This window comes from Dysgonomonas sp. 521 (assembly GCF_010501055.1).
Classification (GTDB): domain Bacteria; phylum Bacteroidota; class Bacteroidia; order Bacteroidales; family Dysgonomonadaceae; genus Dysgonomonas.
Map to the genome: position 1 here is coordinate 15,234 of NZ_QVMO01000057.1, position 15,122 is coordinate 30,355.

Below are 15,122 nucleotides of genomic sequence, written 5' to 3' on the forward strand. Positions count from 1 at the left end.
TATGCTGGAGATACCGGAAAGTTATACAATAAGCCATCAGGCGGAAAATATTTTAGCCGGAAAAAAAATAGCAAAGGTTTTTCAGGCTACCAGTCCTCACAAGTTTGCGTGGTATAGCGGAGATCCTGCTTTGTATGCTGATATGCTGGTCGGAAGGGAGATTGAATCAGTCAGGGGACATGGTGCCTATGTAGACCTTATCTGCGATGGAGATATATCTATATCGGTAGGCGATGGCACGAATATGAAATATTATACCGCGACAGAAAAGCATCCGGCGAAACATCAGTTGTTGATTTCGTTTGAGGATGGAAGTTTCCTTGCTTTTACAGTATCGATGTATGGAGCTATATTCGCGTATAAGGGAGAGCTGGATAATTTTTATCACAAGGGTAGCCTCAATAGTATTTCGCCTCTGTATGATACTTTCGATGAGACTTATTTCGATTCTATTTTCCGGGGGGTAAAAAAGGACTTGTCCATAAAAGCTTTATTAGCGACAGAGCAACGAATACCGGGACTGGGTAATGGCGTGCTTCAGGATATTCTTTTTCACGCTGCCCTTCATCCTAGACGAAAAATATCCACTATCTCAGACTTTGAAAAAGGCGACTTGTTCCATTCCCTGAAAGTTACCTTGCAAAGCATGGCGGATAAAGGCGGCCGCGATACAGAAAAAGATTTTTACGGAAACTGGGGTAAATACAAGACCCTGTTGTCAAAAAATACTTATAAAGCACCTTGCCCTAATTGTGGCGGGGATATCATAAAAGAGGCTTATTTGGGAGGAACTGTTTATTATTGCCCTAACTGTCAGAAATAAAACGAAATAAAGTTCTTTTTATAAGCTAATCATACAATCTCTTATATTAGAGTTTATATTCAATAAGATTATATATGGTTTATTCTCTGTGATTTAATTGCCTCCTGCTTTAGCTGGAGGATAATAGTCTAATCNNNNTGGCTTTAGCCAAAATGTTTTGACTAAAGTCGTTTTCTATCTGTATTATTATCCACGACTTGAAAGTCGTGGCAACTAAAACTCCTAAAAATATGCATTTTACTCTTTTATTGAATATAAACTCTAGTGTCTAAATAGGTTTAAGATGTTTAAAGGTAAGTAGTAGAAATAATTTAATGTAATATCACATGATAAAAAAACACCCAATGTGTAAAACATTGATAATTAACAAATTGCCTGAAAGGCAAATATATGCTGTCCTGTCTTTCAGACAGTAGTTTCTAAGCATTGCAATTTCCGCAGGCCGATGCCCTAATGTCTTCAAGCTAAGGCTGAAAGCCTTTATTATTTCAGCCCAATGGCAAGCGGAGCGCCGCCTTGGGTAAACAGCATCTACCAGAAACAGCGCGCTGCAAGCGCAGGTTAAACTTAAAGAACAAGACCAAATCATTGACCTGCGCTTTCAGCGCGCACGCTCTATATTTGGATATTCTGACCCAAGGCGTCGCCTTGGGCTGAAATAAGACGGGCTTTCAGCCCTGATCTTTGGTTCCATAATCCTTAAGTTGATGACACAGGACCGATAACCTTGGGTTATGAATTGAATTGAATTGAAAATCAGCGGAGCTAAATCGGCGGAGCCAAAATCAGGTTTTTAAAGCCTGGCTCAATGTTTTTTGTCACGTACTAAATGGAACATTCCGTTAGGAATGAATCGCCCGAAAGAAAGAAGCTGCATATAAGGAGACGCATTCCCATAGGAATGCACCCAATGTTTCTATAACCTTTTTCTGCCAAGCGATAATGCCTAACGGCATTCAATACACTGTTTTATTTCTACAAACCACCATAAGGAATGTATCATTAATTATCATCTTTTACTTAGTAGAAATACGTTTAAATAATTCTTATCTTTGCTCCCCAATATTATCAGACATCATGAACCAAAAATATCCTTCCGCTTTGTTAGAAAACGCAGTCAATGAATTTGCCAAACTTCCCGGTATCGGGCGAAAGACCGCGTTGAGGCTGATTCTGCATTTGCTGAGGCAGGATGATTCTATGGTAGACGATTTTTCCAAGGCTCTTGTAGAGCTGAAGCATGGGGTAAAATATTGCCATGTGTGCCATAATATCTGTGATGACGACGTTTGCCCCATCTGTATGGATAAGTCCCGCGATGCTTCTACTATATGTGTGGTGGAAAACATAAAGGAAGTGATGGCGATAGAAAATACGATGCAATTTAAGGGATTATACCATGTCCTGGGAGGGATTATATCCCCGATTGACGGGATAGGGCCTTCCGATCTGGAAATAGAAAGTCTGGTGGAAAGAGCATCGAAAGGAGATATAAAGGAAATCATACTGGCATTGAGCACCACAATGGAAGGGGATACCACAAATTTCTATATCTATAAGAAACTATCTCCTTATAATGTACGGGTTTCGATGATTGCCCGCGGCATATCCATTGGCGATGAGATCGAATATGCCGATGAGGTAACTCTCGGGCGTTCTATTCTCAACCGCACCTTGTTTAACGAATCGTATAAAATGTAACCGATGTTATGAAGAATAAGCAACGGCAGGTATATAAGTCGCTGATGGCGGTATTCTGGCTGAATGTGATCCTTTTGCTGGCAGTACTTTCGGTCCTGTTATTTATCAAAGGTATCGCTCTGAGTAATTCTGTGTCGTCCAATGTTGTATTCGAACAGTATTCTATTATAGTTTCATTAGCATGTATCCCCATTTCTTTGAAGCTGTTCCATTCGCAGTATCAAAAGATTCTGCCATTAGAGGAAGATAAATTTCTGGAAAAATATTTTATTACTTATATAACGCGGTTGTTTATACTGGATGCCGTGGCTATCCTTAATCTGGCAGGATTATACCTGTTCGATTCGAGGAATGCGATGTATATGACAATAATAATTATATTTGCACTGTTCTTTTGCTATCCAAGTAAGAAGGCTTTGGATAACAGGCAAGACAATGAAAACGACTTAAATAAAGATTAGAAAAATATGGTAATTGCGGTAGACTTTGACGGAACAGTAGTAGAACATGCATATCCCAAAATAGGGCGTCCCATACCTTTTGCGATTGAGACCCTGCTCCAATTGCAAAAAGAAGGTCATACACTCCTTATGTGGACGGTACGTGACGGTGAACTGCTTCAGGAAGCTGTAGATTATTGCCGGAGCAAAGGGCTTACCTTCTATGCTGCCAATAAGAATTATCCCGAAGAAGACCTGACTACGGCATCCCGTAAACTGAATGCCGATCTGTATATTGATGACCGTAATGTGGGCGGGCTTCCCGATTGGGGAGTAATCTATCATGCTATCAGAGCGATGGAGAGAGGAGAGCTTTCCTTTGAGAAGATAATGATGTCTTCGGGGGAAAATCAAAAGATACGTCGCCGGAAGAAGAATTTCTTTATCCGTCTGGGTGAGATGTTTGAAAGGGATGGGTATTAGGGAGTTGTGAGTTATGAATTCTTAGTTCTATGTCATTTTTAATTATTAACTGTTAATTTTTAATCAAAAAACCGTGCTTCTGAATAATACACAAATTTCACTTCGCGCCGTTGAGCCGGAGGACTTAGACATGCTCTACGGATGGGAGAATTCCACCGTGCTGTGGTATCATGGCAATACACTGGCGCCTTATTCTAAACTGGTAATACGGCAGTATATCAACGATTCGCTGGAAATGGATATTTATCAGAGCAAGCAGTTGCGCCTGATGATTGATCTGCACAACGATATCACAATCGGTACATTAGATCTATACGAGATAGATGCGCACAATCGCCGTGCGGGAATAGGAATCCTTATTGACGAAACTTTCCGCCAGAAAGGGTATGCCAGCCAGGCATTGGAGCTGATGCGCGACTATGCGTTCAATTTCCTGTACCTGCATCAGTTATACGCTTATATCTCCGTGTCGAACGAAAAGAGTATAGCCCTTTTCCAGAAAGCCGGATATAAGGAGGTCGGAGTGCTGAAAGACTGGTTGCAGCGGGGCGATGAGTTCGAAGATGTAAGGTTGTTTCAACTGCTCAACGAAAAATAAAGATGGGAGAAGATATAAAGAAAGCATTTGATGTTTTGGTGTCCGGCGGATTGATATTATATCCTACCGATACCATTTGGGGTATAGGCTGTGACGCTACCAACGAAGATGCCGTGCATCGTGTATATGAACTGAAACGCAGGGTTGACAGTAAGGCGCTTATAACATTGCTCGACAATCCCGTGAAACTGGATTTTTATATCAACGATGTTCCTTCTATAGCCTGGGACTTGATAGAATTGTCCGAAAAGCCACTGACTATCATCTACGATGGCGCGCGTAATGTAGCTTCAAACCTGATAGCGGAAGATGGCAGCCTGGCAATACGTATCACTAAAGAAAAGTTCTCACAGGAATTATGTAAGCGCTTCCGCAAGGCGTTGGTTTCTACTTCGGCCAATATCAGTGGAGAGCCGTCTCCGGCAAATTTTGATGAAATAAGCGACGAAATAAAGAAAGGCGTAGACTACATCGTAAAATACAGGCAGGACGATAAAAGTAAGTCGAAAGCGTCGAGTATAATCAAACTCGGTAAATCGGGAGAAGTAAAAATAATAAGGGAGTAAGGAATAAACGACATGGCAGCTTTTGAAGATTTAGTTTTTGAAGGGAAATCCTATGCGGACGGATTGCACAAGGAAATGTTTGACAATTGTACTTTCTCTAACTGTGATTTCTCTAACGCGAAAATCATATCATGCAGTTTTACCGACTGCTTCTTCAATGATTGCAATCTCTCGATGGTTAACCTTGGGCAGTCTACCCTGAATAATGTACAGTTCAGGAACTGTAAGATTCTGGGTGTGAAATTCAATCATTGCCACGATTTTATTTTCCATGTCGATTTTGATAATTGTATATTGGATTACAGTTCTTTTGAGGGACGGAAAATGAGTAAGACCCGCTTCAAGGACACATCGCTAAAAGGAGTCGATTTTGGAGAAGCCGATATCAGGCAGTCCAAATTTATCGAATCCGATCTGGACGAAGCCATTTTTTATAACACCGGCATGCAGGAAACGGATTTCACGGCGGCATATAATTATACGATCGACCTTAACCAGAATCAAATAAAGAAAGCCCGTTTCTCGAAAGACGGTTTGGCCGGATTGCTAAGCCAGTTCGATATAATTATAGAGGATTAGTAACTGTTTAAATTTGAACGAATAAAATTTAAACAGTTACTTAGTACTTATTCTAATTTGCTTACAACTCCTTATTCATTATATAATCTTCCATCACAAAACCATTGCCGATGTCGATATTCTCTGTTGCATGAAAGTCGAATCCCATACGTTTATAGAAGTCAATAGCTTTGTTATAGCGGTTTACGTTTAACGACAGAGTTGTATTATTATTTTCCTTTGCTTTCTCGCTTACCGTATCTATAAAGAAACGGCCTACACCTTTTCCCTGTGTAGAGGGTAGTACATATATCTTATGCACTTTAGTAGTTGGTGCATCCTTATAATTCACTTCGTAGGATACAAAGCCCAGATACTCCCCGTCTTCTTCTGCCAACAGGTAACGATGGTTCAGTTCGTTCATTTGCCTCTCCAGAGAAGCGGTGCTGTACATCATATCCATCATATATGCAATCTGTTCCTGCGACAGGATCTCTCTGAAAGTCACGGGCCAGATTATATCGGATAATACCTGTATATTATAAATGTGGTCTGTTGTAGCTTCTATTATTTGCATTACGCATAAAATTTAAATAGTTTCTTAGTTTTCCAGTGTAAATGATTTACTTCCTATACGGTTGCCATCTGCAAAAATGTCGATGCGGTATGTGCCCGGCATCAGGTATTCTTCTACGTTCCAGTACATGGTAACGGCCACTTCTTCGCCACCGTATTCCACTATCCGTTTGATGGAATAATTAATATTTCCGTTTTCGTACGCAAATGTATTTGCCCTGCTTTTGGTCAGCACATCATCATCGGGTTTCATTATACGGGCATATATGGTACGTTCGCCCGGCTCGGCAGTGATATTCTTGGTTATGGTAAAGTTTATAACCAACTGTTCCACCTTGTTTATTTTCTTTTGTACCTTCCCTTTACTATTCGTAGCCAGCACACTTATTCCGGTAGCATCCAGTTTGGCCGCTTTGGTTACTTTCTCGGTCAGGTCTTGTTTTTGTTGGGTTACCTGGTTCAGGGTTTTGGTAGTTTCCTGATATTTGGTTGTTATCTCCTGTTTTTCCTGTCTCAATTGCTCATTAGCCCTGTTCAGGGAGTCTATCTGCACAATGTAGGATTTCAAGACCTGGCGCAGGGTTGCAAGTTCTTTGTTCAAACGGGAAATTTCCGCCCTGTTTTCTGCTTTTACTGTTTTTAGTTCTTCCAGCAGGCGCTGAACCTTAGCCTGCTCATTGGTTAGCTTTTGCAACAACGAGTCGTTCCTTATATTCAGTTTAAATCCCTCATATTGCATCGACAGGTTTTCATATTCATCTTCCAGTTGCTGTTTGTTCAGCGTGCTTTCTTGCTGCAATTCGTCAATCTGGGTTTTCTGATTGAATATAAAATAGGCCGCTACACTTATCCCTATAATCAGCAGAACTATTATTGCTATCAGTATTTTAGAGTTATTCTTTTTTTCTGTATCCATGATCGAATTAAAAAAATCTGCGACTACAAATATAAAAGTTTTAAACAGATTGAACAAAAGGATTATTAGCTTTCGCTTTTTTTAATAAATCAGGATATTTTTGATAATTAAAGTCTTCTTTATTTCAGAATAAGCATGTACATTTGTTAGGCTTTAGGAAGATGTCGGGCGGTTTTTGCCCGGGTCTTGTTGCAATATGAAAGGATTGAATTATTAATTAATATATTAAAACAAATTATTATGTCTAAAGTAACAGTTGTAGGTGCCGGTAATGTAGGCGCTACATGTGCAAATGTTCTTGCATTTAACGAAGTGGCGGATGAAGTAGTGATGCTGGATGTGAAAGAAGGAGTATCGGAAGGTAAAGCTATCGATATGAACCAGACCGTTCAGTTGTTAGGCTTCGATACCCGTATCAAAGGTGTGACTAACGACTATGCGGCCACAGCCAATTCTGATGTAGTAGTGATAACTTCTGGTATCCCGCGCAAACCGGGAATGACCCGTGAGGAATTGATCGGCGTAAATGCAGGTATTGTGAAAAGTGTAGCGGAAAGCATCCTTAAATATTCACCGAATGCTGTCCTTGTAATCATCTCTAATCCGATGGATACAATGACATATCTTGCATCTAAGGTTACAGGCCTTCCTAAACACCGCGTAGTGGGTATGGGAGGAGCTTTGGACAGTTCACGTTTCAAATTCTACCTGAGTGAGGCTTTGGGTTGCAACCCGAATGAAGTGGAAGGTATGGTAATCGGCGGACATGGCGATACGACTATGATCCCGGTAGCCCGCCTGGCTACTTACAAGGGTATCCCTGTTACAGATCTTTTGTCTGACGAAGCGTTGGATAAAGTAGTTGCCGACACTATGGTGGGTGGGGCTACCCTTACAGGACTGCTTGGTACATCTGCCTGGTACGCACCGGGTGCGGCGGGGGCTTATGTCGTAGAATCTATCCTTCACGACCAGAAGAAAGTTGTTCCTTGCTGTGTTTCTCTTGAAGGAGAATATGGCCAGGATGATATCTGTATCGGCGTTCCAGTAGTTTTGGGTAAGAATGGATGGGAAAGGATCATCGACCTGAAACTGACGGCAGACGAAAAAGAAAAATTCGAAGCATCTGCGGCTGCTGTTCGCAAGACGAATGCAGTGTTGAAGGAAATTAACGCTATTTAATTAGTTTATAATAAACGAAGAGGCTGAATTCAAAGTCTCCTGCAAATTTAGGATGTTAAAAATATGCAGGAGACTTAGAATTTAGCCTGCTTTGTTTTACAAGGGTAGTTTATTCATTCATAGGCGGGCTAATCTTTTTCATTTTGAACTTGTGGAGTAATGCCAGCATACTTTGCAACTTTTCAGGCGAACCGGCAGAAAAGTTCAGATGTAACAGGTAATTATCATTGCACCCCAAGATAAGGGCTTCTCTTTCTGAACCGTTTATATATATCCCCCATTCTGAACCATCTTCGGCTTTGATGATGCCTGCTGCTTTATAAGGTTTCCCCGTACTGATGCCATTCCATGCATGTATATAGCGCAAAAGCAGTTCCTTCACTGTATGTTTTGCTCCGTATGTCAAATACCATGTACAATCCACCGAATACCCGGATTGGCTCATCTTAGTACATGTAAATATATCCTGATAGGTAGGAGCAAGGGGTGTTTGTCCGGTATCGTTGAGTATAAGCGGCTCTTTTCCCCATACATTGTCTTTTCCCCATGTGTATTGAGTCACTTTTCCGGGAAGATATAGTGTTGCCCCTATTTTTTCAAATTCGCAACGGAATGTGCCAATGTCAGAAGATAGGGTTTTTCCGATTTCCAGACTGTTTAGTTTTATATCTTTTTCATCCTCCAGTTTAAGTATAGACGATAAAGGTGCTTTCTCGTCATATTTTAATCTCTTCTCCAATGTTTCAATCCTTATACTTGATAATAAATTATCATAAAATCCGATATTTTCTTTGCTTACATTAGATAATGTAAAAGAAAAATATCCGATTTCATTCTCAAACCAAATGTCTACACTACCCAGATCGGGCTGTCCGCAGAAAGTGGCGCCGGCTTTTACTCCATCAATGATGAGGTCAAAATCCGTGTGATATTTGTAAACTTGTTTTGCCCCGTCAGCCATATTAGAGAAGTCCCTTGCTCCCTTGCCGTTCTTTGTTCTGTGGCGGACTATAAAGATGTCCTGAGGGCCACTGTAACGGCCAAACAGAATATTGTCGAACATATCGAACGAACTGCGGTATACTTCGGTGGTCCCGTTTCCATTATCTGTCAGCTTACGGGCTTGTATATCATATATATAATCCTTGGGTAAAACAAAGCTAAAGCCTTCTCCTGTAAAAACAAGCCGCGTATCTTGCTTGTTCTTTGCTTTAATACTACGTAGTTTGTTTTCAGGTTCTATATCCGGCCTCGGCTCCTTCTTTGTGTAATAACCCGACTTTACACGGTTTTCGTAACGTATCCTTTCCTGGTAGAAATTATTAATTTTCAGATCTTTTATTAGTCTTTCGTATTCCGGTTTATCTGTCAGGCTGGAAGGAACGGAGAAGGTAAATAAATGATTCTGATGATAAAAAGTATGTACGTTAAATTTGCGGTTTTGTTTTTTGATGCTATATGACACCGATTCGCCGAATGCATTTTTTAGCGAAGCGGTTCTTTCTATAAAATCCTGAGAATTCCGGGCTTTTTCGAGTAGGTATATTTCATCAAATTTTCTGTCGTATGGTATTATTTGCATTAGTAAATATGATTCGTCGCTACTTGTGAGTGAGAATTTGAATACATTATTGTTTGTAAGCATATCTATCGGAAAATAGTAGTCTACATTCTCATTCATTTCCAATGCAATATTTTGTCCGGAAAGCCGTGGAACAATAAATCCTGATTTGGCCGGCATAGGGATAGAGACATCAAGCAACGGCAAATTGAAATTATAAGCTTCGGATAAGCTCAGATATCCCTTTATGATAGGTTGTTGAGGATAACCGTCTATTGTAAAGATAACCAGTAGAGTAAGTATGATGGTTTTGATAAAGTTCAGATTTTTCATACGTAAAGATTCTGTTTGATAAATAATCCAATCCATACAAAATTAATATATTTTTATAGAGTACATGACAAAAACATTGAACCAGGCTTGAAAAACCTGATTTTAGCTCCGCTGATTTTAGCTCCGCTGATTTTCAATTCAATTCATAACCGAAGGTTATCGATCCTGTGTCATCAACTTAAGGATTATGGAATCAAAGATCAGGGCTGAAAGCCCGTCTTATTTCAGCCCAAGGCAACGCCTTGGGCTGAATATCCAAATATAGAGCGTGCGCGCTGAAAGCGCAGGTCACTGATTTGGTCTTGTTCTTTAAGTTTAACCTGCGCTTTCAGCGCGCTGTTTCTGGTAGATGCTGTTTACCCAAGGCGACGCTTCGCTTGCCATTGGGCTGAAATAATAAAGGCTTTCAGCCTTAGCCTGAAGATATTGGGTCATCGGTCTGCGGAAATTGCAATGCTTAGAAACTACTGTATGAAAGACAGGACAGCATATATTTTGCCTTTCGGGCAATTTGTTAATTATCAATATTTTCCATATTGGATATTTTTTTGTCATGTACTTATTCCATATATGTATAACACCATACACTATATACAAGCCCCGGATGGGGCGGCACAATATCCGTTACATGTTTCGCCCCATGTGTGGGCTTAATGGATACACTACTAAATAAAGCCAAAATTAATTTGGGTTGCCCTAATGTATTTTAATGATCTATATTCATTGTTTTGAAATATATTTATCTAATAATAAGGAGTGTTCTTTGGCTTATTTAGAGAAATAGTAACAATGAAAAGTATTGAAAAAGGTGTCACTTTTGTCACTTTTTTAATTGTATATTATTGATTATTAGATGTGTATAGCGTTGCATAGGTGTCACTTTTTATCTTTATCCAATGTCAAACAAAATATATAACAGAATATATTTTAACATATAAGTAAATACGTTAATTAACATCTGGCGTGCCGATATACAATAAACGATGCTTATATTTGTACCCATAAGAAAAGATAGTAATTAACGTTAAATCTATTGAATCGATGAAAAGGATAATCCCGATGTTTTTTTTAGCGGTTATGGTATTGATGTCCTCTTGTGATGGTAATGTGCCTTTGGCAAATAAGCCATACAACGAAGGAATAAATATAACCCCGCTACCAATGGAGCTGACACAGAAAGCTGACACTTTCAAGTTGGATAAAAGTGTGGTATTTGTAGCAAATGATGCCGATGTGGAGAAAGTCGCTGCCTACTTTGCTGCTAAAATCAAGAATTCTACAGGGTATAACCTGGGTATAGAGAAAACAAAACCGGCTGTAAACTATATAAGCCTGTCTGTAGTTGCCGATGTTCCCGTTAATAACGAGGGATATTTGCTGGATGTAACAGAGCATGGCATAGATATTCAGGCTAAAACCCCTCAGGGACTGTTCTATGGTATGCAAACCGTTATGCAGTTGCTTCCGGCTGAAATAGAAAGCCCTACAGTGGTTAAAAACATAGCATGGAAGATGCCTGCGGTAACCATCAAGGATGAGCCCCGCTTTAAATATAGGGGAATGCACCTCGATGTTTGCCGTCATTTTTTTGATGTAGACTATGTAAAGAAACAGCTTGACGTATTGGCAATGTTCAAAATCAATACATTCCATTGGCATCTGACAGATGATCAGGGCTGGCGTATTGAAATAAAGAAATATCCGAAGCTAATGGAAGTAAGTACCAAGCGTACCGAAGGCGAAGGCAATGAATATGGCCCTTACTATTATACTCAGGAGCAGATAAAAGACGTTGTGGCCTATGCCAAAGAACGCTTTATAGAAGTTATTCCCGAAGTGGAACTACCGGGACATGGTGTAGCCGCCATATCAGCATATCCTGAATTGTCGTGTACGGGCAAGCCTATAGAGGTGAGGAATATCTGGGGAGTTGCTACCGATGTGTATTGTGCGGGGAATGACTCTGTATTCCAGTTTTTGGAAAATGTGATAGCCGAAGTTATACCATTGTTCGAAAGCGAATATTTCCATGTAGGAGGCGATGAATGCCCTAAGGACAGATGGAAAGCGTGCCCTAAGTGCCAGGCTCGTATTAAAGAATTAGGATTAAAGGCTGAACAAGGACACTCTGCGGAAGAACGCCTGCAAAGCTATTTTGTACAGCGTATCGAGAAATTCTTATTGAAGCATAATAAGAAAATGATAGGTTGGGATGAAATATTAGAAGGTGGTCTTGCTCCATCTGCTACAGTAATGAGTTGGCAGGGAGAAGAAGGTGGAATCGCTGCCGCCAATATGGGGCATGATGTGATTATGACCCCGGGGCCGTGGATGTATCTTGATAAATATCAGGGAGATTCGAGAAACTTGCCTGTAACTATAGGCGGATACCTGACCCTGAAAAAAGTGTATGGGTATGATCCTATACCAGAGAAGATCGCCGAAGATAAGAGGCATCATATCTTAGGAGCGCAATCCAATCTCTGGGCAGAATATAAATATACAGGAGAAGGCATGGAGCAGGACATCTATCCCCGTATTATTGCTTTAGCTGAATTGGACTGGACCCCAAAGGAAAAGAAGGACTACAATGATTTTGAACGCCGCATCAATAATCAGCGTGTACGCCTTGATATGCACAATATCAATTATTACATTCCGGTACCGGAGGACAAGGGTCCTTTCAGGATCGCTTACTGGGGAGATTCTATCAGCGCGCCTGTATCCTGCAATTTTGTAGCGTTCACGGATCAGGCTACCTTAGAGTTTAAGACTACCGAACCTGTTAAAATGGTTTACACAACCGATGGCAGCGAACCTACGTTAACATCTGAGGTATATGTTAAACCATTGACATTTACAGAAAATACGACATTGAAAATCCGTTCGGTGCTTATGTCCGATAAGATGGGCTCTGTACGTACTATCACTCTCGAAAAGCAATCGTATGCTCCGGCAGTAGAAAAGGATAAAGATGCCAAACCTGGTCTGAAGGCTGAATATTATAAAGGTTATCTGAGAACGGTGGCCGAACTGGATGGCAAAACGCCGGAAGAAACCGAATACGTGGCTGCGCCTCAAGCATCGAAACACAGGATGCATGGTTATATGGAGCTCTATCCGGACGATTTCTATTCAACTATCCTGACCGGATATATGACTATCCCGGAAGACGGTGTGTATTATTTCAGTACGGACTTCGAATTGTGGATCGATGGCAAGTTGTTTATCTCTAATGAGAAAGATAATACAGGTACAGCCCGTCGGTTCTCCCGTAGCGATAGATCTATCGCTCTGGCAAAAGGTGCACATTCAGTTAAGCTGATCCGGATGGGCGCTATATTCGGAGGTTGGCCTACCCAGTGGGAAGACATGTCTGTAGCAATACGTAAGGCCGGTCAGCCGACATTTAGTAATATGGATGCGAGCTATTTTAAATGATATAGCCGGATAACTTGATATACAATGAGAAACCTTTGATGATTATTTTATCAGAGGTTTCTCGTTCTTATACATAGAATGAACGCTGTTGATTACAAAGTCTGCTCTTTCGGCAGGCGAGGCTTTAGGTACTTCTATAAGCTTATATCCAAGTTCTGTATATACGTTTCTCATTACTTCGTATGTGCGCAGAGCTTCACTGAAATCCTGTTTGCGTTCGTCATCAGTGGAATATATTTCCACCCACGGAGGCAGAATAAAGACTGTAGGACTATAACGGTAAGTCTTTATGGCATCTTTTAATGCTGCGTTTTCCGGGAATTTCATTAAGACCTCATATCCATAAGTATCGGGTATCCCTCTGTCGAAGAACAGGAGCTCGTCCACATCCGAATATTCTATAAAGTCGCCGATAGAATAGGAGAGCATTAAATCCGAATACTTACGCGTATTCAGCCAGGGGAGAGCGTCCCCATTGGTTTCCATCTGTTCCTTAATGATATGCCTGGCTACTTCATGGACACAATTGTATCCTCTCTGCCGGAGTTCACATATCAAGGTGGTTTTGCCTACTCCGGGCCCTCCTGTTATTATATGATAGTTGTTCTTTGTTCTCATGATTTAAACTACTAAGTTTTATACACTTGTACTGGATATCTTAATCCTGGATTATTTGTCTGGACATGCAGACCGGGGAGAGTATTCTATAATGCTGGTTGAGGAAGCCCGAATGCGTAGTACTGCAAATATAGGAAGTTTTTCCTGAAAACCAAGGGCTTTGGATTTATTGGAGCAAAATATCCGGCAGTACGTTAAATTACCGCCGGCTTGCTTTATATATAGATCGATTTTGTTATCGGAATTGTATAATTGGGTATGTTTATAATTCCATTTTCAGTGTCTGCCCATCCAGATATACACCTTTCGATAATTTGATAGGTACTTTGTGATCTGCGCCGTAGCCAATTGTTTCGCCATCTTTCAGAGTTACATTACTGCCTATAATATATGATGTAATGTTGAGCATAAAATCATACAGATCGGTTGTTTCCATCTTTGAGTTGATTATCTCTATCTCCGGTTTCCCAAAATTAGACAATCCGTATGTATACAGGCTTACAGTCTTGTCTTCATTTGGTCTGATTCCTATATAGAGCCAAATAGGTACGGGTATTTCGCCGGTTTTCAGGTCGTCTATACAGTTGAGGTAATAATCTTTGGATACTAATAGAGTCTGGTTTCCCTGATAAATACCTACACAGTTTGATGTCATCAGGATAGAGCAAAGCATCTTACTAAGCAGGCTATATCTTTCCACTGGCGATTGTTCTCCGGATAATACGGTGACTATCGCATGGCTTGTATGGTCTTCCAATTCTTCCGCGGCATTAGGCCAGAGATAATTATAGGACGCGACTTCTTCTATTTCTTCCCAAGGCACGGGGGCAGGCATGGCTGCTATTGCCACCATTTGTTCATCAATGTCGAATACTGCGGTCTCGTTGTTTGTGTTTTCTGTATCCCCAATGTTCAACTTCCAGAATGTTTTCAGATGCTCGATAACTTTTTCGATATTATAGCTTTCGCCATTTCTGAACAGGGGCATTGCCAGTATGACGCTGTTTGCCGGGGTTGATTCCTGTGCGGTTTCTTTGTCGTTGTTTTTCTTTTTGAAAATATCAAATAATCCCATAGTTAATATGTTTGTGTGAGTTCTAAATAGAGCGTAATAATCAAAGGTAAATATATTCTTTTGTAAAAATAGTTTTTTTTACAGAATTTCAAGGCAACCCCATCGAATTTCAGGACAAATCATCAAAGAGAGTGTGTCAAAAGCCTGTCATTCCGTACCTGACACGGAATCCCCCAAGAAACGAGTCTTGATCATGAAGAGATTGCGGCTGGAGCCTGCAATGACAATCACTCCATTTTGACTTTTGATAC

General features: G+C 40.5%; 14 protein-coding genes. 9 read left to right on the top strand and 5 right to left on the bottom strand.

Annotation, left to right across the window (positions count from 1 at the left end; translation table 11 throughout):
- Position 1 precedes the first annotated feature (1 nt).
- From D0T84_RS15105 to D0T84_RS15135, 7 genes are all read left to right on the top strand, one after another.
- A complete protein-coding gene (locus D0T84_RS15105; protein ID WP_163308694.1) occupies positions 2-823 on the top strand; it encodes a DNA-formamidopyrimidine glycosylase family protein in 822 nt (273 codons plus the stop codon).
- Positions 824-1,900: 1,077 nt separating this feature from the next.
- The gene (recR, locus tag D0T84_RS15110) at positions 1,901-2,524 is read left to right on the top strand and encodes a recombination mediator RecR (RefSeq protein WP_163308695.1); all 624 of its coding nucleotides are present in this window, start codon (positions 1,901-1,903) and stop codon (positions 2,522-2,524) included.
- Positions 2,525-2,532: 8 nt separating this feature from the next.
- Positions 2,533-2,985, top strand: coding sequence for a hypothetical protein (locus tag D0T84_RS15115; RefSeq protein WP_163308696.1), 453 nt, complete (start codon positions 2,533-2,535; stop codon positions 2,983-2,985).
- Positions 2,986-2,991: 6 nt separating this feature from the next.
- The gene (locus D0T84_RS15120; RefSeq protein ID WP_163308697.1) at positions 2,992-3,447 is read left to right on the top strand and encodes a BT0820 family HAD-type phosphatase; all 456 of its coding nucleotides are present in this window, start codon (positions 2,992-2,994) and stop codon (positions 3,445-3,447) included.
- A 73-nt stretch (positions 3,448-3,520) separates the two neighbouring features.
- Positions 3,521-4,045, top strand: coding sequence for a GNAT family N-acetyltransferase (locus D0T84_RS15125; protein ID WP_163308698.1), 525 nt, complete (start codon positions 3,521-3,523; stop codon positions 4,043-4,045).
- 2 nt (positions 4,046-4,047) lie between these two features.
- Positions 4,048-4,611, top strand: coding sequence for an L-threonylcarbamoyladenylate synthase (locus D0T84_RS15130; RefSeq protein WP_163308699.1), 564 nt, complete (start codon positions 4,048-4,050; stop codon positions 4,609-4,611).
- A 12-nt stretch (positions 4,612-4,623) separates the two neighbouring features.
- The gene (locus tag D0T84_RS15135; RefSeq protein WP_163308700.1) at positions 4,624-5,190 is read left to right on the top strand and encodes a pentapeptide repeat-containing protein; all 567 of its coding nucleotides are present in this window, start codon (positions 4,624-4,626) and stop codon (positions 5,188-5,190) included.
- A gap of 61 nt (positions 5,191-5,251) precedes the next feature.
- On the opposite strand, the gene D0T84_RS15140 is transcribed toward D0T84_RS15135, so the two are convergent.
- Together D0T84_RS15140 and D0T84_RS15145 are read right to left on the bottom strand one after the other, a co-directional pair.
- The gene (locus D0T84_RS15140) at positions 5,252-5,746 is read right to left on the bottom strand and encodes a GNAT family N-acetyltransferase (protein WP_163308701.1); all 495 of its coding nucleotides are present in this window, start codon (positions 5,744-5,746) and stop codon (positions 5,252-5,254) included.
- Positions 5,747-5,770: 24 nt separating this feature from the next.
- On the bottom strand, positions 5,771-6,661 hold the full coding sequence (locus D0T84_RS15145; RefSeq protein WP_163308702.1) for a hypothetical protein: 891 nt from the start codon (positions 6,659-6,661) through the stop codon (positions 5,771-5,773).
- 240 nt (positions 6,662-6,901) lie between these two features.
- Between D0T84_RS15145 and mdh the strand changes: the two genes are divergently transcribed.
- On the top strand, positions 6,902-7,843 hold the full coding sequence (gene mdh, locus D0T84_RS15150; protein ID WP_163308703.1) for a malate dehydrogenase: 942 nt from the start codon (positions 6,902-6,904) through the stop codon (positions 7,841-7,843).
- A 109-nt stretch (positions 7,844-7,952) separates the two neighbouring features.
- Here mdh and D0T84_RS15155 read toward each other — a convergent pair whose 3' ends face one another.
- Entirely contained in the window at positions 7,953-9,773 is a 1,821-nt protein-coding gene (locus D0T84_RS15155) for a hypothetical protein (RefSeq protein WP_163308704.1), read from the bottom strand.
- A gap of 1,005 nt (positions 9,774-10,778) precedes the next feature.
- Between D0T84_RS15155 and D0T84_RS15160 the strand changes: the two genes are divergently transcribed.
- On the top strand, positions 10,779-13,178 hold the full coding sequence (locus D0T84_RS15160; RefSeq protein WP_163308705.1) for a family 20 glycosylhydrolase: 2,400 nt from the start codon (positions 10,779-10,781) through the stop codon (positions 13,176-13,178).
- Between the two features lie 42 nt (positions 13,179-13,220).
- Here D0T84_RS15160 and D0T84_RS15165 read toward each other — a convergent pair whose 3' ends face one another.
- Together D0T84_RS15165 and D0T84_RS15170 are read right to left on the bottom strand one after the other, a co-directional pair.
- Positions 13,221-13,796, bottom strand: a complete 576-nt coding sequence (locus tag D0T84_RS15165; RefSeq protein ID WP_163308706.1) for an AAA family ATPase — start codon at positions 13,794-13,796, stop codon at positions 13,221-13,223.
- Between the two features lie 262 nt (positions 13,797-14,058).
- Entirely contained in the window at positions 14,059-14,871 is an 813-nt protein-coding gene (locus D0T84_RS15170; protein ID WP_163308707.1) for a DUF4261 domain-containing protein, read from the bottom strand.
- Positions 14,872-15,122: the final 251 nt, after the last annotated feature.

What these genes read in the sequence shown, in the direction of transcription:
- D0T84_RS15105 (WP_163308694.1), top strand. Translation starts at nt 2, where the DNA reads ATGCTGGAGATACCGGAAAGTTATACAATAAGCCATCAGGCGGAAAAT.
- recR (WP_163308695.1), top strand. Translation starts at nt 1,901, where the DNA reads ATGAACCAAAAATATCCTTCCGCTTTGTTAGAAAACGCAGTCAATGAA.
- D0T84_RS15115 (WP_163308696.1), top strand. Translation starts at nt 2,533, where the DNA reads ATGAAGAATAAGCAACGGCAGGTATATAAGTCGCTGATGGCGGTATTC.
- D0T84_RS15120 (WP_163308697.1), top strand. Translation starts at nt 2,992, where the DNA reads ATGGTAATTGCGGTAGACTTTGACGGAACAGTAGTAGAACATGCATAT.
- D0T84_RS15130 (WP_163308699.1), top strand. Translation starts at nt 4,048, where the DNA reads ATGGGAGAAGATATAAAGAAAGCATTTGATGTTTTGGTGTCCGGCGGA.
- D0T84_RS15135 (WP_163308700.1), top strand. Translation starts at nt 4,624, where the DNA reads ATGGCAGCTTTTGAAGATTTAGTTTTTGAAGGGAAATCCTATGCGGAC.
- D0T84_RS15140 (WP_163308701.1), bottom strand. Translation starts at nt 5,746, where the DNA reads ATGCAAATAATAGAAGCTACAACAGACCACATTTATAATATACAGGTA.
- D0T84_RS15145 (WP_163308702.1), bottom strand. Translation starts at nt 6,661, where the DNA reads ATGGATACAGAAAAAAAGAATAACTCTAAAATACTGATAGCAATAATA.
- mdh (WP_163308703.1), top strand. Translation starts at nt 6,902, where the DNA reads ATGTCTAAAGTAACAGTTGTAGGTGCCGGTAATGTAGGCGCTACATGT.
- D0T84_RS15155 (WP_163308704.1), bottom strand. Translation starts at nt 9,773, where the DNA reads ATGGATTGGATTATTTATCAAACAGAATCTTTACGTATGAAAAATCTG.
- D0T84_RS15160 (WP_163308705.1), top strand. Translation starts at nt 10,779, where the DNA reads ATGAAAAGGATAATCCCGATGTTTTTTTTAGCGGTTATGGTATTGATG.
- D0T84_RS15165 (WP_163308706.1), bottom strand. Translation starts at nt 13,796, where the DNA reads ATGAGAACAAAGAACAACTATCATATAATAACAGGAGGGCCCGGAGTA.
- D0T84_RS15170 (WP_163308707.1), bottom strand. Translation starts at nt 14,871, where the DNA reads ATGGGATTATTTGATATTTTCAAAAAGAAAAACAACGACAAAGAAACC.